Source organism: Acinetobacter sp. TAC-1 (genome assembly GCF_029025845.1).
Lineage (GTDB): Bacteria > Pseudomonadota > Gammaproteobacteria > Pseudomonadales > Moraxellaceae > Acinetobacter > Acinetobacter guillouiae.
Genome location: NZ_CP118892.1, coordinates 3,195,840 through 3,215,764 on the forward strand (window position 1 = coordinate 3,195,840; position 19,925 = coordinate 3,215,764).

At 38.0% G+C, this 19,925-nt stretch carries 20 protein-coding genes; 9 read left to right on the forward strand and 11 right to left on the reverse strand.

The window, feature by feature from the left end; translation table 11 throughout:
• Positions 1-38: 38 nt before the first annotated feature.
• Positions 39-1,400 (reverse strand): dicarboxylate/amino acid:cation symporter, encoded by a 1,362-nt coding sequence (locus PYV58_RS14770; RefSeq protein WP_004721869.1) that lies wholly within the window; start codon positions 1,398-1,400, stop codon positions 39-41.
• Between the two features lie 419 nt (positions 1,401-1,819).
• On the opposite strand from PYV58_RS14770, the gene PYV58_RS14775 reads away from it, so the two are divergent.
• Entirely contained in the window at positions 1,820-2,815 is a 996-nt protein-coding gene (locus PYV58_RS14775) for a glycosyl transferase family protein (protein ID WP_034612172.1), read from the forward strand.
• A gap of 27 nt (positions 2,816-2,842) precedes the next feature.
• Here PYV58_RS14775 and PYV58_RS14780 read toward each other — a convergent pair whose 3' ends face one another.
• From PYV58_RS14780 to PYV58_RS14790, 3 genes are all read right to left on the reverse strand, one after another.
• A complete protein-coding gene (locus PYV58_RS14780; RefSeq protein WP_034612175.1) occupies positions 2,843-3,307 on the reverse strand; it encodes a hypothetical protein in 465 nt (154 codons plus the stop codon).
• Between the two features lie 212 nt (positions 3,308-3,519).
• A complete protein-coding gene (locus PYV58_RS14785) occupies positions 3,520-3,786 on the reverse strand; it encodes a DUF1315 family protein (protein WP_004721875.1) in 267 nt (88 codons plus the stop codon).
• Positions 3,787-3,788: 2 nt separating this feature from the next.
• Entirely contained in the window at positions 3,789-4,727 is a 939-nt protein-coding gene (locus PYV58_RS14790; protein WP_042140791.1) for an NAD(+) kinase, read from the reverse strand.
• A gap of 159 nt (positions 4,728-4,886) precedes the next feature.
• On the opposite strand from PYV58_RS14790, the gene mrcB reads away from it, so the two are divergent.
• Positions 4,887-7,280 (forward strand): penicillin-binding protein 1B, encoded by a 2,394-nt coding sequence (gene mrcB, locus PYV58_RS14795; protein ID WP_034612279.1) that lies wholly within the window; start codon positions 4,887-4,889, stop codon positions 7,278-7,280.
• Positions 7,281-7,331: 51 nt separating this feature from the next.
• Positions 7,332-7,916, forward strand: a complete 585-nt coding sequence (locus PYV58_RS14800; RefSeq protein WP_004820161.1) for a hypothetical protein — start codon at positions 7,332-7,334, stop codon at positions 7,914-7,916.
• A 26-nt stretch (positions 7,917-7,942) separates the two neighbouring features.
• On the opposite strand, the gene PYV58_RS14805 is transcribed toward PYV58_RS14800, so the two are convergent.
• Positions 7,943-8,854, reverse strand: coding sequence for an NUDIX domain-containing protein (locus tag PYV58_RS14805; protein WP_034612180.1), 912 nt, complete (start codon positions 8,852-8,854; stop codon positions 7,943-7,945).
• A gap of 140 nt (positions 8,855-8,994) precedes the next feature.
• Here PYV58_RS14805 and PYV58_RS14810 point away from each other — a divergent pair, with 140 nt between their 5' ends.
• Positions 8,995-9,165, forward strand: coding sequence for a hemin uptake protein HemP (locus tag PYV58_RS14810; RefSeq protein ID WP_004721884.1), 171 nt, complete (start codon positions 8,995-8,997; stop codon positions 9,163-9,165).
• Between the two features lie 168 nt (positions 9,166-9,333).
• Here the strand turns inward: PYV58_RS14810 and PYV58_RS14815 are convergent, their stop codons facing one another.
• The 4 genes from PYV58_RS14815 to PYV58_RS14830 all read right to left on the reverse strand — a co-directional run bounded on the left by PYV58_RS14815 (position 9,334) and on the right by PYV58_RS14830 (position 13,756).
• Positions 9,334-10,668 (reverse strand): HAMP domain-containing sensor histidine kinase, encoded by a 1,335-nt coding sequence (locus PYV58_RS14815; RefSeq protein ID WP_034612184.1) that lies wholly within the window; start codon positions 10,666-10,668, stop codon positions 9,334-9,336.
• Positions 10,669-10,709: 41 nt separating this feature from the next.
• A complete protein-coding gene (locus tag PYV58_RS14820) occupies positions 10,710-11,375 on the reverse strand; it encodes a response regulator transcription factor (RefSeq protein ID WP_034612187.1) in 666 nt (221 codons plus the stop codon).
• Positions 11,376-11,537: 162 nt separating this feature from the next.
• Positions 11,538-11,897, reverse strand: a complete 360-nt coding sequence (locus PYV58_RS14825) for a NirD/YgiW/YdeI family stress tolerance protein (protein WP_004820153.1) — start codon at positions 11,895-11,897, stop codon at positions 11,538-11,540.
• A 101-nt stretch (positions 11,898-11,998) separates the two neighbouring features.
• Entirely contained in the window at positions 11,999-13,756 is a 1,758-nt protein-coding gene (locus PYV58_RS14830; protein ID WP_004820151.1) for a GspE/PulE family protein, read from the reverse strand.
• Between the two features lie 174 nt (positions 13,757-13,930).
• Between PYV58_RS14830 and PYV58_RS14835 the strand changes: the two genes are divergently transcribed.
• Positions 13,931-15,190, forward strand: coding sequence for an MgtC/SapB family protein (locus PYV58_RS14835; protein WP_034612191.1), 1,260 nt, complete (start codon positions 13,931-13,933; stop codon positions 15,188-15,190).
• 196 nt (positions 15,191-15,386) lie between these two features.
• A complete protein-coding gene (locus PYV58_RS14840) occupies positions 15,387-16,358 on the forward strand; it encodes a hypothetical protein (protein ID WP_034612195.1) in 972 nt (323 codons plus the stop codon).
• 153 nt (positions 16,359-16,511) lie between these two features.
• On the opposite strand, the gene PYV58_RS14845 is transcribed toward PYV58_RS14840, so the two are convergent.
• Positions 16,512-17,144, reverse strand: a complete 633-nt coding sequence (locus tag PYV58_RS14845) for a hypothetical protein (protein WP_034612198.1) — start codon at positions 17,142-17,144, stop codon at positions 16,512-16,514.
• 88 nt (positions 17,145-17,232) lie between these two features.
• On the opposite strand from PYV58_RS14845, the gene PYV58_RS14850 reads away from it, so the two are divergent.
• From PYV58_RS14850 to PYV58_RS14860, 3 genes are all read left to right on the forward strand, one after another.
• Positions 17,233-17,604, forward strand: a complete 372-nt coding sequence (locus PYV58_RS14850) for a DUF3144 domain-containing protein (RefSeq protein ID WP_004820143.1) — start codon at positions 17,233-17,235, stop codon at positions 17,602-17,604.
• Positions 17,605-17,657: 53 nt separating this feature from the next.
• Positions 17,658-18,062, forward strand: coding sequence for a DUF3144 domain-containing protein (locus PYV58_RS14855; protein ID WP_004820141.1), 405 nt, complete (start codon positions 17,658-17,660; stop codon positions 18,060-18,062).
• A gap of 216 nt (positions 18,063-18,278) precedes the next feature.
• Positions 18,279-19,343 carry an amidohydrolase family protein gene (locus tag PYV58_RS14860; protein WP_034612203.1) on the forward strand — a complete coding sequence of 355 codons (1,065 nt, stop codon included), beginning with the start codon at positions 18,279-18,281 and terminating at the stop codon, positions 19,341-19,343.
• Between the two features lie 91 nt (positions 19,344-19,434).
• Here the strand turns inward: PYV58_RS14860 and PYV58_RS14865 are convergent, their stop codons facing one another.
• Positions 19,435-19,851 carry a heme-binding protein gene (locus PYV58_RS14865; RefSeq protein WP_034612206.1) on the reverse strand — a complete coding sequence of 139 codons (417 nt, stop codon included), beginning with the start codon at positions 19,849-19,851 and terminating at the stop codon, positions 19,435-19,437.
• Positions 19,852-19,925: the final 74 nt, after the last annotated feature.

Below are 19,925 nucleotides of genomic sequence, written 5' to 3' on the forward strand. Positions count from 1 at the left end.
AGGAAGCCTGAGCTTCCTTGATTTACAACACAATAAAATTAAGACTTCTGCAAATCCAATTGAGGCTGATTTGATTCTTCAAGCATTTTACGATCCACTTCAGCTGGGTTATTTAAAGCATCATTGAGCTTCTCAACATCCAGCTTTCCGACCCACTTGGCAACCACAATCGTTGCCAAAGAGTTACCCACCAAGTTAGTCAATGCACGTGCTTCTGACATGAAACGGTCAATACCTAAAATCAAAGCCAAACCAGCGACTGGGATATTGCCTACAGCAGCCAAAGTTGCTGCCATGACAATAAAGCCTGAACCAGTTACACCTGCTGCGCCTTTTGATGAAATCAACAAGACTGCAAGCAAGGTAATTTCATGCCAAATATCCAGTTGAGTATTGGTTGCTTGTGCAATAAAGATCGCCGCCATAGTCAAATAAATAGAGGTACCATCAAGGTTAAATGAATAACCTGTTGGAATTACCAAACCAACCACAGACTTTTCACAGCCAGCAATTTCAAGCTTTTTCAGCATACGTGGTAATACAGATTCTGAAGACGATGTACCCAATACAATCAACAACTCTTCACGAATCATACGAATCATTTTTAAAATACTAAATCCGCAGAAACGACTGATTGAACCTAAAATAATAAAGATAAACAACAAACACGTGATATAGAAACAAAGAATTAACTGTGCAAGTTGCGCTAAGCTACCAATCCCATACTTACCAATGGTAAATGCCATCGCACCAAAAGCACCGATTGGCGCAAGTTTCATAATCATATTCACAATGTTAAAGAATACATGCGAAATTTGATCAATCAATCTTAATACTGGTTTTCCAGCATCGCCCAGTTTATGTAATGCAAAACCAAACAATAAGGCAAATAAAAGAACTTGTAGAATTTCACCTTCTGCAAATGCACCCACAACGGTATTTGGAATGATATGCAAAAAGAAATCAACGGTAGACTGTGATGCACCTGATTCCACATACTTACTGATACCTGTGGTATCTAAAGTCGCAGGATCAACATTCATACCAACGCCCGGTTTGGCGATATTGATGACAACCAAACCAATAATCAGGGCAATGGTAGACACGACTTCAAAGTATAAAAGTGCAATACCACCGGTCTTACCCACTGATTTCATGCTTTCCATGCCCGCAATCCCACTGACCACGGTACAGAAAATCACAGGGGCGATAATCATTTTAATGAGCTTAATAAAAGCATCACCTAAAGGTTTGAGTTGTTCGCCTAAACCAGGAACACTTTTCTCTACACCATTGATCAATTGAGTACCACTTGGAAAGTAGTGCCCTACTATCACACCCAAAATAATGGCAACAATCACTTGAAAATAGAGTGACTTATACAGCGGTTTCTTAGCCATGATAATTACTTCTTTCTATATTTCTGTTTGAAGAAATATCCAATGTTAATGCTACCATTTGCTGACACAGCCCAAAATCCCGATAAAAACTTCTGGGAAGTCGGTTTTTAGCAAATAAAAATCCCTTCAGAAAACGACAGTTTTCCAAAACAATGACAACGAATGACGATGTTTAAGATTTATTCTCGCTGGCACCTTGGCCAAAAGAATAAATACAGAACAGGAGATAAAAAATAAAACGCTCTTCAAGGCTATTTTAATTAATTTTTGATGATCAATCTCTATGCAAATGTTAATTTCGCCTAACATCTGTGCAATTTATGCTTAGACCTTAGTCTAATATCGTCTATATCTATACGATTCAGATCCATTTATGGCATAGTGTATTCCACTGTCTCCTCTCCCTTGATCCATTTGACATGAATACAAAACGCAATCTTTATAAAGACTTTGAACATCCTTTTGCGCAGTTTGTGCGAATTGTCGGTAAAGGGAAAAATGGTGCACGATCATTAACTTATGATGAAGCTTATCAAGCTTTTTCAATGATTTTGAAAAATGAAGTCTTAGACGTACAACTTGGCGCATTTTTAATGTTGCTTCGGGTCAAAGAAGAGTCTGTAGATGAACTGACAGGTTTTGTCCAAGCGACTAAAGACCAATTGAATTTTCAACCACTTGCTGTGAATTTAGATTGGTCATCTTATGCGGGTAAACGCAAACATTATCCGTGGTTTTTATTGGCAGCATTAACACTTTCAAAGCATGGTTATAAAATCGTGATGCATGGTGCATCAGGCCATACCATGAACCGTGTCTATACTGAACAAGTCTTAGAATACTTAGGCTTTCCAATTTGCCAAAATGAAGCACAAGTCAAACAGCAACTAGACACGCAAAATTTTGCCTATTTGCCTTTAAATGTAATTTCTCCGATCTTGGCAGATTTGATCAATCTTAGAAATGTGATGGGTTTACGCTCCCCGATTCACACACTGGCTCGTTTGATTAATCCATTCAATGCCAAAGCAACCTTACAGGCAATTTTCCACCCTGCTTATCGTAGTTCACACCAACAAGCTGCCTTTCAATTAGGTTATAAAAATAGTGCTGTGATTAAAGGTGAAGGTGGCGAGTTTGAGCGTAATCCTGATGCCAAAACTCTTATCTGTGGTATTCAAGATGGTGAACTTTATGAACATGAGTTGCCTAAATTAACCGATAACCGTAGCCCAACAGAAGAACAGCTTGATCTCGCTGTTTTTAAATCGGTTTGGGAAGGCCAACAAGCACATGAGTATGGAGAAATTGCCATCACTGAAACAATGGGCATTGCTTTATATACCATGGGTATTGTAAATAACTATCCAGAAGCCATGAGTAAAGCAAAGCATCTTTGGAACACGCGTTTCTAATTTCATCTTTAAACACAAGCGTGAACGTTATTGATCACGCTTTTGGATAAAATAAAAATCAGCCCAATAGGGATAACTTTTCCCAGAAGAATGAATATTGATGAGTTGCAACTGATCACCCACTTTGACATCGATATTATTGGGTTGATAAGGACCAGATAAATAAGCATCTTTTTGCTTACCAATCAGACTTAAACAATACAGATGATGGGTTTTTATCTTTTTTGATGCGTCGGCTGTATAAGCATTACGGATCTTGATACCAATTAACAGCATGGGATAACCATCATTTTTAATTGATGTATATTGTGTGACTGGCGTTTGGAAATTTTGACTTGCGGTTACGGTAACATCTAATAAACATTGAATACGTCTTGCATCACTTGTTTGCTCAGCGAATGCACTGGTCGAAATTGCAGTGATACAGAATAAACTGAGTCGGGCAAGCTTTATTGTTTTTAGTCGCGTTATTGTTTTGAGCAGCTTGAGCATTTTAACCTCTTTATCGTTTTTAAGATTTTTATCATTCTGAATATCTTTATCACCTTATTACGCACTTCTCGTTTGAACGTATTTATCGTTTTAACATAGTTATCGTTTTAACAGCATCATGATTGAAACAGTTTAAATATTATTGTTTTTTAAATTGAGTGTTTGAATCACAAAGTGAAACTACTCTGTGATTCAAGGGATCTTTTGCTCAGTTAGATAAAACGAATCGGTTTAAATTCTGGCTCAGGCACATGCGAATCACATTCCTCACCCTCTTCTTTATGCCCTTTATCGATATAACCTGTACGTTCTTTTTCAGGTATATTCTGATGTTCCCAAGCAATCACTGCTTGCATACAGGTTTGACGTTGCTCAGCAGTCAACGCCACACCATTTGGCCATTTACCAATTTCTACCGCAGTTTTTAAACGCTCGACAATGTCAGCATCTAAAATAGAAAGCATCTGTTCAATATTCATGGTCAATCCCGCTGAAAAGAATCAAAATCTTGATTCCAGCCAAGTTTAGTACGACAAGCCATATAGAAGTCATAACCTGGTGGATGTAAAAGTATTAGTTTGAAGGGATGTTTACGAATATGCAAACTATCACCGACATTTAATGAAACACTATGCTGTCCATCGGCACTGACCATCGGCAACACACGGTTTTCACGGATCAATATCTTAATTTCGCTTTGCCCACCCACCACAATCGGTCTTGATGACAACGTATGTGGGTGCATTGGAACCAAAGCAATTGCATCCATACTTGGATGTAAAATCGGTCCACCACCAGATAAGGCATATGCCGTTGAACCTGTCGGAGTCGATACAATTAAACCATCGCTGTGTTGGCGATAAACATATTGCCCATCAATGTTCAGCTCAAAATCAATCATATGTACAGATTTACCAGAATGAAGTACCACATCATTCAAAGCAATTGCATCATAAATTATTTCATTTTTACTGCGAATTTCAATTTCCAATAAAAAGCGACGATCAAGCTGGAACTCACCTTTTAAAACTTGATCTAACTTAAACAGCACTTCAGTGGGTTTAATATCTGTTAAAAACCCTAAACGACCGCGGTTCACCCCAAGTACAGGAATATTGTATTTTACCAATGCACGTGCAGCATGTAATAAAGAACCATCACCACCCACGACAATAACCAAATCAACCACTTCACCGAGCAGATTCTTACTGACAGTTTGTGTATTGGTATAAGGTACAAGTTGTGCTGTAGCTGTATCAAAAACTGGATGCAGACCCAAACTTAATAAATGATCGTGTATAAGACAAAGCGTATCAACCACAGATGATTTATCTGGTCTTCCAATTAAACCGATATTACGAAAGGTCTTTGGTGAAATTTGCACAGATGCGGTAGCTCCACTGAAATTCTGAGATATAATAGCACTCTCAGTATATGTTTATAAAATCATTCATATACGAAAAATAACGAGAATGTTTAAAAAGCCTTTAAATTTGTGTATTTCACAGATTTATTATTGCAAAATTAAGAAAAGCTTCGCATGATTAGCGAAAATAAATTTGGGTATTATTATCTGTATATGAAGACCGAACGTGGTATAGGCTTAATTGCACTGATTTTTTGTGTATTAATTATTGCAGTATTTCTCGCATTTAGCGTCTACTTAATTCGCCTCGACAATGTTATTCGAGATAAGTTTGAAGGCAATCGCTGGGATATTCCTGCGAAAGTATTCGCTCGCCCATTAGAAATTTATGCAACTGCGCCAATTGCCCAAATAGAGTTTGAACAAGAGCTCAAATTACTCGGTTATAAAAACAGTGATAGCTATACCAAATCGGGAACCTATATTACCCAACCGAATACAATTTACGTGCATACACGTGGCTTTGACTTTGGTGACAGTGTAGATCCAGAACAAGTCCTACAAGTAACCTTTGCTGGCGATACAGTTACAGATGTAAAAGCCACCAAACCGACCAATACAGGAATTGCACGTTTAGAACCGATGTTGATTGGTGGTATCTACCCGCAACACAATGAAGACCGCGTCCTGATCAAATTAAATAAAGTTCCTAAACCTTTGATTGAAGCTTTAATTGCTACAGAGGATAGAAACTTTTATCGCCATCACGGTATTTCATTCCGTGGTACAGCGCGCGCATTACTCAGTAACGTGACTGGTGGTAAACGTCAAGGTGGTTCAACACTGACGCAACAGTTGGTTAAGAACTTTTTCTTAACCCCTGAAAAGACCTTAAAACGTAAAGTGAATGAAGCCCTGATGTCGCTGTTATTAGAGCTTCATTACAGCAAAGACGAAATTTTAGAAGCCTATTTGAATGAAGTGAATTTAGGTCAAAGTGGTAATTATTCTGTCAATGGCTATGGCTTGGCTTCACAATTCTATTTTGGTTTACCGCTTAGTGAATTAAATATTTCACAACAAGCATTTTTGGTTGGTTTAGTTCAAGGCCCTACCCTATTTAACCCTTGGAAAAATCCTGAAGGCGCAAAAAAACGTCGCGATATTGTGCTGAACAATATGTTGGTGATGGGATATTTAGACCAAGCGCAATATGAAAAAGAAATTGCACGTCCGCTCAATGTGGTGCGTAAACCAACATTAGGTACAGCAAGCTTCCCAGACTTCTTAGATATTGTACGTCGTCAACTTAAAACCGAATACCAAGAATCAGATTTAACCAATCAAGGTTTAAGAATTTTTACGACACTTGATCCAATTGCACAAACTAGAGTGCAAAAGAGCTTTAGAGAAACGGTGAGCCGTTTAGCCAATGCGAACCCCGCAAGACTAAAAGACCTACAAGGCGCTGTTTTAGTTACCCGTCCTGAAAATGGCGAATTGATTGCCGCTGTTGGTTCTACCCAGGACTTTACTGGCTTTAACCGTACTGTAGATGCGAAACGTCAAGTGGGTTCTTTACTTAAACCTGTGATTTATTTAAGTGCGTTGGAATCAGGTCGTTATAACTGGGCATCACAAATTGAAGATGCGCCAATTAGTTTACCTGTCAGTGGTAATCAAACCTGGACACCAAAGAACTATAGTGGAACAGGTCATGGCTATGTTCCGATGTCTCAAGCTTTAGCAAACTCATATAACTTGTCTGCTGTGCGTTTAGGGAACGAATTTGGGATCTCTACATTTAGCAATAACTTGTCTAAATTTGGCGTGACCTCAAAGATTCCAAACTACCCGTCTATTTTCCTTGGCGCTGTTGATATGTCACCAATGGAAGTGATGAATATTTATGGTAACTTTGCAACAGGTGGATTTAAATACCCAACCAAAGCCATTCGTACTGTTGTAGATTCTAATGGTCGTTTATTGGAACGTTTTGGTTTAAATGTACAACAAACCATAGACCCTTCTGCTGCCTTCTTGTTGAACTTTGGCTTACAACAAGTCATGTCTGCGGGTACAGGTAAAGCGGCTTACAACACATTACCTGCTGATCTCAAACTTGCGGGTAAATCTGGTACAACCAACGATACCCGTGATTCTTGGTTTGCTGGATATTCAGGCAATAATTTAGCAGTGGTGTGGTTAGGCTTAGACAACAATAAAATCACTGGGCTTACAGGTTCATCAGGTGCATTACCTGTCTGGATCAATGTCATGAAGCAATTACGCCAAAAACCAGTGAATTTACGTCAAACAGATGATATTTCATGGCAATGGGTAGACTCTCGTACTGGGGAGCTTTCAGCACAAGGCTGTGAAGGCGCGCTATATATTCCATTATTACGTCACACAGTCCCTAATCGTGCGACAGAGTGCGGCATGCCATATTATCAAGTTGATCCTCAATCCACGCCTGATACGCAACAAAACACTTCACAGCCGCATTCAAGTGATAGTATAGAAAACTATATTCGCGAAAGTGAAGACAGTTTAGATCAGGACTCAAGAGGTCATGTGATCTCAAGTGGTAGTTATAACAACTAATCTAAACGTGTTGGATATACAGGTAAATTGGCTTTTAAATAGGAATTTGTGATGAAACGAAATGTAAGCACAATCGCTTATATTCTAAGTTTAAGTGGAATATTAACTTTGGCCGGGTGTCAAACAACACCCCAACAAAATTCTAAACCAAGCAAATCTGTTGAAAAGCCAAAATCTGAACAGCCTGACCATCGGGTTGCTACACCAGATGGGGTAAAAATTACCCCTTATGAACGCCCTGAAATTAAACGTGAAAAAGTTCCTGTCGTGATTGCGCCACAATCCAAGCCTCAAACGCAAAAATTTGAAGATGGGGAAAATATCCCAGCATTTAAACAGCTCATTCAACAAACTCAAACTGCATATCAAAAGGGCCAGTGGGATGAAGCTGAACGTTATGCAATCCATGCACAACGTATTGCACCACAATCGGCACAAGTGTTCTCTTATTTGGCTCAAATTGCCAATCAGAAGAAACAATATGCAAATGCTGAATCTCTAGCGCGACGTGGTTTAAGTTATGCGCAAAGTCCATCCCAAAAGAAAACCTTTTGGAATGTTATCTTGCAGGCTGCTCAACAATTAAAAAATCAACAGACCATCGCAGAAGCGCAAAAACAGTTACAACGTTTATAACTGTTTAAAACAATATCTCTGCTCGATTAAAAATTTCGAATCCCAGCAATCCCGTATGCATAATGCTGTTGTGCAATCGCTAAATCAGCTTGGCTTAATCCCCCCAATGCAAAGACTGGTAAATCACAGGTCTTGGCATATTCAGCAAATTTTTCCCATCCAAGTGCATTGGCTTCAGGATGGGTCTGGGTTGCAAATACTGGACTTAAAATCACAGCATCAAAACCCAATGTCTGTGCTCGCTGTAAAGATACCAGATCATGACATGCTGCTATACAACGTAGACCGATTGGTAACTGCTCGATGTGTAAATCCATCAATTGATGCTGTTTATAATGTACAGCAGCTATACTTTTTTGAAGATACTCAGGCAACTGTTGCCATAGCTCTATATTGACGATCAAGCGAGATAAGGCATTTGCAGCTAACTGCGAAATTTGTGTTACAGCAACCTGATCTGCAGTCGTTCTAAAATAAAAAAATTGCGCGTTGTCATCTAGACTTTTTTCTATGCTCAATGCTGAAAGATTGTCGGAGATTTTAATTTGATGCGCCCAGTACAAGCGTTGAATAATCGCTTGATTGGCTTTGGGGAAATTCAGCGCGAATAGTTGATCACGTCCATACCATGTCCAAGGTTTCTGAATATCATGCAAATATTGTTCAGGAACCGTGGCATGATAAAGATGGAGAAACACTTCAACATCATCATAAACATGATGAATTACATCAAAAGCATGCCATTGCTGGATGCCAATTCCCACTTCCTCAAAGATCTCTCGACGACATGCTTCAACAGGCGTTTCCCCTGCTTCAATTTTGCCACCAGGAAATTCATATTTATTGCCCTGATGCTGATCCGCATTGCGCCAACCGACCAGCACTTTGCCACGATAAAGTAATAAAGCGATAGCCACATGAATACTGGGTTTAGACATAAAAATCGACACCTGAATTTTTAATGAATTGTAAGCAATTATAGAAATTTTATAAATGATAAAAATTATCGTTGACAGACCTATTCGATAATGATTATCATTTAAATCACTTAGACAGCACCCCACACGGAGTAACAATAATGAACGCACCTTTTAGCCTATTCACACGTAACACTGAAGCTCACCAATCTCTTCCGATGTTACATTCAAATAACTTATTTGCATTAGGGCGCGAAATTCGCATCATGCATGCTGGAGAAGAATATCGCTTACGTTTAACACGTAACAATCGTCTAATTTTGACCAAATAACTATAAAAACATTAAGTTAAAACAAAAAACGTGGGAACAAGCAGTATGAATCAGCGCATACTGCTTTTTAATTTTGTCAGTTGATTTTTATACAACACCCTATCTCTATAAAACGATCCAATGAAATGTTAAACATTCAATAAAAATGCCCGATTCAATCGCACAACTTTAACGTAAATAAACGCAAACGCTCAAACCGCCATATTTGGAAGCAGCAAACTGAATCTGTCCATGATGTAAATCGATCACCTTTTTACAAATTGACAAACCTAAACCTGAACCTTGTGTTTTGGTCCCCAACGCTCGATAAAAACGTTCACCTAAACGATCTAAGATGTCTTGAGGAATACCCTCACCATCATTTTGAATTTCAAAGCTATTGCTATTGTTTAAAGGTCCAATCTGAATATAAATATTGCCCTGTACTGGCGTATAACGAATCGCATTATCGACAAGATTGCGAATACAAATAAACAGTAATTCTTCATTTACATAGACTTGAACATCTTCACTTTGGATATGAATCTGAACCTGCTTTTCATCTATAAATGGATCTAAGCTACTTAACACAAGCTGAGTCATTTGCTCTAGACTTATCCAAGTCTTCGGTAATTCACTGGCATCCGCTGGATCTAATCGTGCCAAAAGCAAAAGATTTTCAAGAACCAGCGTTCCTCGATTCACATCATTTTGAATACTATTGAGTTGCTGATGAATCTCAGGAACCTCTGCATATTTGCGTTGTAATAACTGCAAACGCATTTGTATCGCAGAAAGCGGCGAGCGCAATTCATGTGATGCATCTGCGGTAAAGCGTTGTTCAGCAATTAAAGCTTGATCCAGTCGCGCAAGCATTTGATTGAGCTGATTGACCATTGGCTCAAGTTCTTTAAAGGCAGGCTGCTGCTGAATTAAGCTGAGATCATTGGCATTTTTCTCTGCAATTTCTGTCGAAAGCAGTTGAATAGATTTAAATTGTTTTTTTACTGAGAAATGTAAAATCAGCCATTGCAGCAACCAGAGACTCAATAAAACCAATAAATAGCTGATAAAACTTTGCAATAAGTCTTTAAAACGGACACTTAAGGGCTGAACAACATAGACGCTTAACTGAGAATCCTGATCAATTGCTCGGTAACTACGTAACAGCTTATTTTCTGCCCAAATAAATGCATATCCATTGTCTTCACCCTTCGCCAGAAGATTGTCATGCTCTTGTTGCAAATCAAATTCAGGGGATTGGGTCAACATCACCTCACCATTCATCAATCGGTACTGAATATCAAATTCATCACTTAACTCATCCAATTGAAAACCAGAGGTCGCACTTAAATCTGAAATCAGAAGCATATCTGCAACTTCATCCATGATTTCATCTTGTACCTTCATGTTGTGATAAATCGAAAGACTGACCAGAAGTATCAGCGCAAAAATACCTGCCACAATTGAACTGAGCATGGAGGTCTTAATCAGCTTGGTTTGTAGTGATACTGCTTGGGTCATATTCATCCTATTGAAATCATTCAAAGTGCTCGGTGAAATAATCAATCTTGCTCTTTATTCATACGATAGCCCAAGCCACGGATTGTTTTGATCAAATATCCACCAATCTTCTTACGCAATTGATAGATATAAACTTCAATCGCATTACTTTCAATTTCATCCCCCCAAGCATAAAGAGATTCTTCCAATTGCTCACGTGTCACAATATGTTCAGGCTTTTGCATCAATTTATATAAAATTTGAAATTCTTTTGCGGTGAGATGAACAACTTGCTGATCCTGAAATACCATTTTCGCTTGAGTATCTAATACTAAATTTTCATATTTTATTTCATGTAAATTTGTGACTTGGGTTTGTCTGAGTTGTGCCCGTACTCGGGCAGATAATTCTTCTAAACTAAAAGGCTTTACCAAATAATCATTTGCGCCGAGATCCAAACCTTGCACACGATCTTGAATACTGTCTCTCGCCGTAAGAAAAATCACAGGAATTTCTGGAAATTGACGTTTTAACAGTTTAAGAATTTCATCGCCAGTGGCTTTGGGCAAACCACGATCTAGCAAGATGCAGTCATATTGATGCTGTTCTATGGCTAGAATTGCATGATCACCACGTTCGACCCAATCTATATTGTAGCCATCCATTTCCAACCAAGATTTAATACTTTCAGCTTGTGAACTATCATCTTCAGCGAGCAAAATTCGCATAGACCATCTCTCTTTTAGGCAGATAAAGCCTTGATCAAAATAAAATCTGCACTTTGTTGCTGTTCATACTTGTTGAACATAGGTAAAGACCACATGCATACACATGTAGTCTTAGCGAATATAACGAGAATCTGCTGTGATTTGTTTTAATGGATAAAATAATTAAAAATTCACCGCATCTACATCAATTTCTACACGTTTCGTCGGTTTATAGTCGATATCGACCTCACCAAACAATGTCACTGTAGCATTTGCCGCGATCGGTTTACCTTGCCATAATTCATCATCAATATCGACAGTAATGCTACCTGTGCTATCACGGAATTGATATTTTTCATCACCGATTGCTTTAACCACATTGCCACGAAGCTGCACTTTAGTATCGTCTTTTAATGTTAACGCCTGTTTTACTGTGGTTAAACTTGGTGTAAGCGCTGATTGATTTATTGCTGTGTTTGCAGTGGCAAAACTTGTTAAACCAATCAAGCTTGTGGTTAAAATTGTTTTCGCAATGACGTTCATTGTTGTATCCTCATATCGGTTCATCGTTTCGATAGAAGCATTAAAACAAACCAACATGAGGTGAATCTTAGGATTTCTTCATTTGCTATTTTAAGTCAAAATTAATTTAAAGGCACAACTCTAAGGACTTCTTCCAGCGTAGTTACGCCTTCCAATACTTTCCGTGCACCAGCAATTCTTAATGGTTCAATACCCTCTTTTTTTGCCTGCATTTTTAAATCATCTAAAGTCACGCCCGCACTAATTCTCTGCTTTGCTTCAAGGCTAATCGGCATAAACTCGTAAATCCCGACACGACCTTTATAACCTGTTTGACGGCATTCCTCACATCCAACTGCTTTATATACAAAACTAGGCATTTTGGTCTGATAGCCAAATGTCAAATGCTTCCACTCTTGTTCATTGATAAAGGTTTCTTGTTTGCAATGTGGACAAAGCTTACGCACTAAACGCTGAGCCAATACTCCCAAAATCGTTGCAGCGGTTAAAAAAGGCTGCACGCCTAAATCATGCAAACGTGTCAGACTTGATGGTGCATCATTGGTATGCAGAGTTGAAAGTACTAAATGACCTGTTAATGCTGCCTGAATCGCCATGTTGGCAGTATCTTGGTCACGAATTTCCCCAACCATAATAATATCTGGATCTTGACGCATCAAAGCACGGATACCATCGGCAAAACCGAGCTCAATCCCTTGATTGACCTGCATCTGGTTAAAACTTGGCTCCAACATCTCAATCGGATCTTCAATGGTACAGACGTTCACTTGTTCGGTTGCCAATTGTTTTAACGAAGAATAAAGCGTGGTGGTTTTACCTGAACCAGTGGGACCAGTCACCAAAATAATGCCATGACTATGTTGAGTTAAAGCATGCCACTGCGCCAATAAATGTTCATCAAAACCCAATTGTTGAAAACTTCGTACCAAAACTTCTGGGTCGAAAATACGCATCACTAACTTTTCACCAAAAGCAGTCGGCAATGTTGAAAGACGTAGCTCGGTTTCTTGCCCTTTCGGTGTCCGTGTTTTTAAACGCCCATCCTGCGGTTTACGTTTTTCTGCAACATTCATACGACCTAAAATTTTAATCCGTGAAATAACTGCGGTTAAGGTATTGGCTGGCATATTATAAATCGTATGCAGTACTCCATCGATACGAAAACGAATTTTGCCTTTTTCCTTACGCGGTTCTAAGTGAATATCACTTGCGCCTTGCTCAAAAGCAAACTGTAAAACCCAATCGACCAATTTCACAATATGCTGATCATTGGCATCTGGATTCTGGGTATCACCCAATTGTAAAAGTGCTTCTACACCCTTATTTTCTTTATCATAGGCACTGGATTTTTGCGAATTGCTGACCGCTTTACTGACTTGATAATACTCAGTTAAATAACGTTGTAATAACTCAGGATTTAACACCACTTTTTCAATTTTTTTGGGGCTTAAACTACGTTCTAAATTATGTACCCAATCCGTCATAAAAGGCTGTGCTGTACCAATCAGAATTTTATCGGCACTGACCTCAACTGCTAAAATTTTATTTCTTATTGCAAACTCTTGCGACATGACATTGGTCAGTGAAGTCACATCGGCCTTTAACGGATCAATTGTAAATGAATTGAGTTCGGCTTTTTCAGCTAACCATTCTGTCAGTGTGGTCAATGTCAGTCTTTTCACTGGATTTTTAGCATCGACGAGCTTAAAGCTGGCTATCCATTGTAAAGGATGCCACTTCAACTGATCGCGTTGTCGATGCGTGGTTTGTACCAATAGTTTTTCCCGTTCTGTAATACGACCATCTTTTAATAATTGTTCTAAACACCAAGCTGTATCGATTTCAAAATTAAATTGCATTGTTATATCCCCGAAACTCAATCTACTATAACAAAATTAATTGTTGTATTTCTTGGATTTTCTAAATTCAATAATGTATTTAGCTTAAGGCTAAAAAATAAACTTTTGTTTTTCTAAAACTTTGCGATACATTGAAATCATTCTATTAATTCATGGTCTTATTTGGAGAGCACTATGAATTTTATATCGCTATATCCATTTCCATTTGGCTCTTATAACGATTTCCTCACCATCATTGCGGCTGCATTGGGTTGTGGTCTACTTATCGGTCTTGAACGTGAACGAAGTCAGCAACGTGAAAATCAAAATAGTTTTGCAGGTTTAAGATCATTTGCCATTTGCGCTTTACTAGGTGCTGTTTGTTTTTTGTTTGGTCCCTATTTTGGCATTGCGGGTGCATTCATTACAGGTGGTATCGTCATTTATTCTTTAAAGAATCAAACTGATGATCCCGGTGTAACCACTGAAATTGCATTTATCCTCACTTATTTTATCGGTGGAATGTGCATTTGGAATATTTCTTTTGCCGCAGGTTTATCAGTCATCCTCACCATCTTGTTGATGACTAAACATTCTATGCATGGCATTGCCGGGAAATGGATTACAGAATCTGAATTTAAAGATGGAATTTTCTTACTGGCATTGTTATTAATTGCATTGCCACTGACACCAAACAAAGCTTTATGGGGTGCTGTGCTTAACCCCTATGTTATTTTAAAATTACTCACCTTAATCTTGGCGGTGCAAGCACTTGCACATATTGCCAAACGATTATTGTCATCAAAAAATGCCATGCTGTTGTCTTCGCTTGCTTCAGGTTTTGTTTCCAGTACCGCTACCATTGCCAGCTTAGGATTAGAAGTCAGAAATGGACGTGCAGATGCTAAAGCCAATGCAGGAGCAGCATTAATGTCTTGCGTGGCAACCCTACTACAACTCATGATTATTGTAATTGGTGTCAGTATTACATGGTTCAAGCTCATTGTACTGCCCAGTCTAATCGCTATCACGATCCTCACCATTTTTGCCTTATGGTTTATGCGTCATACACAACCGATTGAAAATAATCAGCTTACAGATAGTCGTATGTTTAGTCTAAAAGAAGCAGCCATTATTGCAGCGTCGTTAACCTTGATTCAGGCGGGTGTATATGGGCTAAATCTTTTATTGGGTGATGCGGGTTTAATTGCAGGTACGCTTTTGGCCTCATTATTTGAAATTCATAGCGCTTTGGCCACGATTGTCATTCAGGGAGAACCGAGTAATCATATCTTATCTCTCGCCTTTGTTTTAGGTTTAGCAGCACATGCCATTGCGAAATCGATCAATGCATTTTTAAGTGGTGGCAGTCGCTATGCCTTGATCTTTGCTCCAATTCAAATTTTGCATATGACGATGTTTATCATCGTTTTTGTTTGGGTTCTTCAATATTAAAAGCACTTTTTTTTGCAAGGATGAAATTGAAAAGCAGCAAAATCATTTTAAGTTTTCGATCAATATATAATTATAAAAATTAACAGAATTTTAAAATTTCATCAAAAAAACATTGAAAAAATAAAATGTTTAAATATGATGACAGCGAGAATTTTTATACTCATAAATTTTAATATTTTATAATTTGGAATAATTCATGAAAATTAAATTACTGTCTTTTGCCGTCATTTCTTCATTATTTTTAAGCGCATGTGGAGGCGATTCAGATGCTGGGGATTATACAACAAACAACGAATCTGAATGGTTTGGGTATGAAACTGGCGCTTCAACCCAAGACATTAACCTCTTTACTAAAGTAAAGTTTAGCTTTAACAATAAGCAGATGTACATCAATGGTGAATATAACGTAGATGGTTCAACACAGTTCCTTTCATCAGATCTTTTAAGTGATTATCTAGCAACAGATGGGCTCTATGATGCACCTAAAAGTAAAACTGATTTGGGCTATCAATATGCAACGTTGAAATCGAAAACAGCGACAGTTTGGACATTTACACCCTATTCATCTCGTAATTATAACCAATTGGAATTAACTGAAAAATTTGAAACAGTCAACTTAACAGGCAAAGCAATTAGTCCATACATCAATGGATTTGAGCATTATGCTGGTTCAAATATAGCACTTAGCTCAGTAGTTGGCGCTTATTCTTCATATTATGTGCAAAAACTAAAAGGTAAAACATTCCCGTCTGGATCAACGTGTTTACGATCAATTTCCTCTTCAACAAATACAAACTTTGCTGATTTTTATTCAGGCTATCGTCTGAATAATTACGACCCATCAAAATATTTTAAAGATGGTTATATTTCAACGGCGCTAGGAAAGTTCAACTTAGATTTATCCAGAGATATGCAACTGAATACATCAGTTGATGCCGTAGCTAAAATCGGCTCTGACTATTACCCAGCAAGTTATTATACTGCGGGTGAATATGACATACTTGCAAACCAAATTAAGCAATATGAACGAGATTATCAAGATGCTGTTGCTGAGTCTGGTAAAAACAGTATAAATGCGCAGTTAGCAGAAGCTTATCTAAATGGCTTAAAGTCAGAATGTACGCTGTTTAACAAAACAGCAAGTGTTGCAATTGATGCTGTAAAATAAAAGATATTCTTTTATATAAAAGCACTGACTAAATCTTATTTTTTAGTCAGTGCTTAAAATAATTTACTCGTTTCATTTTGTAGCTAGAAAAACAACAAAGTTAAAAATCACAGCCTATTTAACAAAATCTACAACCATCTATTTCACAACCGCCTAACGATATTTACCAAATACTTTCCAGAGATTGTTATCCGCTAAAGGATCAGCATAACTATCATTACGTGGCTTACGCGGCTTATCGCGGGCATCGACCAATTCAAAATCTTTTTCAGTGCTCAGCACTAAGCCATTCACATAAAATCGTGTTCTCGTATATTCACTTTGCCCAAACTGAAAAATATAGGTTCTTAAATCAATAAACTCACGATGCGCAACCAAGGCTGCGCTATCATCACTATTTAACCACTGTGACATATTTTTAATTTGGCTGAGTTCAAATTGCCCACATTTCTCAACCAGTGAAGCAATCCCACGAAAAGTTTTTGATTCTTTGGCACGGGTTTTATTAATTCGAATCCGATCTACATGAAAAAAGAACAAAGGTAAATTTAAATGGCTGGGTAATTGAGCCACATCTAAAGCCTCATCCTGCATAAAAGGTTGATACAAGGTTTGTGCCCTTTCAAGCAATCCAAGCCACTGTTTATAGTAGGCCTCTACTGCGGATTGGGTTCCATAATAAATTGGCAAACCTTCAACATTGCTCAAGTCTACAGGTGGCCAAATATTTTGGCGTAATAATGCAATATCACTTTTCAAGCTTTGTATGGCAATCGCATCTTGCATTATCTACTCCTTGAGTATTTATTAAGCTTAGGCTATTTGAGTATGCTATAGTTATACCAATGAAACAAGTCTATGAAAAGGAATGATAATGTCCGAAAATAATGATTTTTTTGAAGAAACTGAAGAAGTTGAATCTGACGAATACTTTTATGAGCGTGCTGATGAATTTATTGCTCTCGCCAATCAATTTGCAGATCAAAATCATCAAGTTTCGCATTTGACAGCACATCCTGGAAAGATCAGTGCTTCATTTATGTATGCCAATGCCCGTTATAGTATTTGGCATGCAGCATGTGCCTACAATCAAGCGCCAGATTTTAAAGCGGATCGCCAAGTCATCTTAGACTATTATGTAGAACAATTTAAACTCATGCTTGAAGATCATCTTGATGAATATCAAGAAAATTTTGACAGCTATTTTGCAAATTCAGATACAGAAGAAGTAAAGCGTTTCGTTTAACCCTTGGATTGCCTATAATAGCCCACCAATGAAATACGCTATGTGGAAAAGTCATGTCTCAAAAAATCGATGCTACTGATGTCACCGAAGAAGAAGCTTTAAATGCTGTTTTTTTTGAGCGTGCGGATGAGTTTATCAAACAAGCCAATGAGTTTTGCCGCCCAGCGAAAGGACAGCAACCTAAGCCAGAAGAACTTCGTGGACAAGTCAGCTCAGCAATGCTCTTCGCTACTGCACGTTTTAATACCTGGGTTGCTGCAAACACCTTTAAAGATGGTGATGAAATGCGTGACGCAAAAGAACAAGTCATGTCTTATATTTTGCAACAATTCCAAATGATGCTTGAAGATAATTATGATGAATATTGTGAGCAGTTTGAAAATTATCTCCGTTTCCGTAAAAACGAAGATTTTCATACCCACAAGCATGATCATGATGGCCATGATCATCAACACTGATTGAGATAAATCATCTTAGATTGATCTAAGCATTGATAAAATAGCCTCTTCAATGAGGCTATTTTTTTATAACAATTTATGGCAGTCATCCCAAAATAATAAAATCAACTGATTCCTCCAATGGCTTTACCGCTTAAATTTTACCAAGTGACAATATTCACCTTTTATAAAATTCATGTATTGTATTTTGATAATAAATAACAATTTGGACGTTATATGCAAGATTTGAATTTTCCAATCATTGACCCACATATTCACCAGTGGGATCCCTACAACACCCCTCATGCAGCAGCATTTGCGGTAAAGCTTTTGGGCAAGCGTCCATTCCTACTCGATAAAATGGTGCGTTTAGTCAAAGCTAAAGATTTGATTGAAACGGTTGGACTAACTGAGCACATCACCCGCCCCTATTTACCACAAGACTATAAACATGATCTTGGCTCATATACAGTCGAACAAGTGGTGCATATTGAAGCCAGTTGGGCCAAACAGAAAGGCAAAGGCGTCGTGGGTGAAACAGAATTTATTGAATCCTTACCCTTTAATGAAAATACTGTAAAACTTGGTGGCATCGTGGCTAGCGGCGACCCGTGCGATCCTAATTTCAAAAAGATTTTAAAGTTTCACCAAAAAGCATCTAAACGTTTGCGCGGTATACGCCGTATGGCTGCCTTTCATGAAGATAAAGGCGTGCATAATTGGACAGATATCCCGCACCTGTATACCGAGAAAAAATTCTTAAAAGGTTTTGAACAACTCGCGCAACATAACCTGAGTTTTGATGCTTGGGTGTATTCTCATCAAATTCCCGATGTAATTGAGCTGGCAAAAAAGTTCCCAGAAACCTCAATTGTTTTAGACCACTTTGGTACACCAGCAGGCTTGTTTGGTAAAATTGGACAAAATACAGGCTTGACTAAAACAGCACGTGAAAATATTTTTTATCAATGGCAAGATGCTATTGCTGAATTATCCGCTTATCCAAATGTATATACCAAAATGTCTGGTCTATTTATGCCAGTGCTTGGTCATCAATTTTATAAGAAAAAACAACTGGCCTCTAAGCAACAAATCACTGATCTAGTTGCACCATTGATTCTGCATGCTTTGGAAAGTTTTGGCACCTATCGGGTGATGTTTGCTTCTAATTTCCCAATGGATCGGGTCAATACCAGTCTGGTGAATATCATTGATGCGTTTAGTGATATCGTGATGCAATATGATGAAAATGCACTGGAAAACATCTTCCACCATAATGCCAAACAATTTTATCGTTTGTAATTTTACAAGATAAAAGAGGTGTTTATTTAAACACCTCTTCAAACTTATTTACTGACTTTACCTATACGCATAATTTTTTAAGTATAGACGTTTAATTAAACTGCGAAAGAAAAGCTTGAATTGCATGTCGTGCGATTTCAGCATCTTCAAATGATTTCACTCCTGAAATACCCACTGCACCAACCAACTGACCTTGATACAAAATAGGCTCACCACCTTCCAACATCCCTGAGCCGCTCTGCATGGTTAAAAATCCCATTTGACCATTTTTGATAAGGGTCTCATATGATCCTGACGGTCTACGACTTAATGCAGAGCATCTGGCTTTGTCCAAACAGAATTTCGACGTCAATGCAGAAGCGCCGTCCATACGCTTCATTGCCAATAAATTGCCCGTTTCATCAACGATGGCAATACTGACATTAAAAGCATGATCAATTGCATATTGATGTGCTTTATTCAATAAAAACTCTGCATCAGATAAGGTTAAATAGTGTTTGGTTTGCATATTTTCTTCCTGAATTATAATGTCTAAAATCACAAAAAAGCCTGTAGTCCTTAGACTACAGGCTTTTATTCTAA

Excerpts from the sequence above, each read along its gene's own strand:
- PYV58_RS14810 (WP_004721884.1), top strand. The coding sequence starts at position 8,995 with ATGAACGCACCTTTTAGCCTATTCACACGTAACACTGAAGCTCACCAA.
- PYV58_RS14850 (WP_004820143.1), top strand. The coding sequence starts at position 17,233 with ATGTCCGAAAATAATGATTTTTTTGAAGAAACTGAAGAAGTTGAATCT.
- PYV58_RS14845 (WP_034612198.1), bottom strand. The coding sequence starts at position 17,144 with ATGCAAGATGCGATTGCCATACAAAGCTTGAAAAGTGATATTGCATTA.
- PYV58_RS14775 (WP_034612172.1), top strand. The coding sequence starts at position 1,820 with ATGAATACAAAACGCAATCTTTATAAAGACTTTGAACATCCTTTTGCG.
- PYV58_RS14815 (WP_034612184.1), bottom strand. The coding sequence starts at position 10,668 with ATGACCCAAGCAGTATCACTACAAACCAAGCTGATTAAGACCTCCATG.
- PYV58_RS14855 (WP_004820141.1), top strand. The coding sequence starts at position 17,658 with ATGTCTCAAAAAATCGATGCTACTGATGTCACCGAAGAAGAAGCTTTA.
- PYV58_RS14800 (WP_004820161.1), top strand. The coding sequence starts at position 7,332 with ATGAAACGAAATGTAAGCACAATCGCTTATATTCTAAGTTTAAGTGGA.
- PYV58_RS14835 (WP_034612191.1), top strand. The coding sequence starts at position 13,931 with ATGAATTTTATATCGCTATATCCATTTCCATTTGGCTCTTATAACGAT.
- PYV58_RS14805 (WP_034612180.1), bottom strand. The coding sequence starts at position 8,854 with ATGTCTAAACCCAGTATTCATGTGGCTATCGCTTTATTACTTTATCGT.
- PYV58_RS14820 (WP_034612187.1), bottom strand. The coding sequence starts at position 11,375 with ATGCGAATTTTGCTCGCTGAAGATGATAGTTCACAAGCTGAAAGTATT.
- PYV58_RS14860 (WP_034612203.1), top strand. The coding sequence starts at position 18,279 with ATGCAAGATTTGAATTTTCCAATCATTGACCCACATATTCACCAGTGG.
- PYV58_RS14840 (WP_034612195.1), top strand. The coding sequence starts at position 15,387 with ATGAAAATTAAATTACTGTCTTTTGCCGTCATTTCTTCATTATTTTTA.
- mrcB (WP_034612279.1), top strand. The coding sequence starts at position 4,887 with ATGAAGACCGAACGTGGTATAGGCTTAATTGCACTGATTTTTTGTGTA.
- PYV58_RS14830 (WP_004820151.1), bottom strand. The coding sequence starts at position 13,756 with ATGCAATTTAATTTTGAAATCGATACAGCTTGGTGTTTAGAACAATTA.
- PYV58_RS14780 (WP_034612175.1), bottom strand. The coding sequence starts at position 3,307 with ATGCTCAAGCTGCTCAAAACAATAACGCGACTAAAAACAATAAAGCTT.
- PYV58_RS14865 (WP_034612206.1), bottom strand. The coding sequence starts at position 19,851 with ATGCAAACCAAACACTATTTAACCTTATCTGATGCAGAGTTTTTATTG.
- PYV58_RS14785 (WP_004721875.1), bottom strand. The coding sequence starts at position 3,786 with ATGAATATTGAACAGATGCTTTCTATTTTAGATGCTGACATTGTCGAG.
- PYV58_RS14770 (WP_004721869.1), bottom strand. The coding sequence starts at position 1,400 with ATGGCTAAGAAACCGCTGTATAAGTCACTCTATTTTCAAGTGATTGTT.
- PYV58_RS14825 (WP_004820153.1), bottom strand. The coding sequence starts at position 11,897 with ATGAACGTCATTGCGAAAACAATTTTAACCACAAGCTTGATTGGTTTA.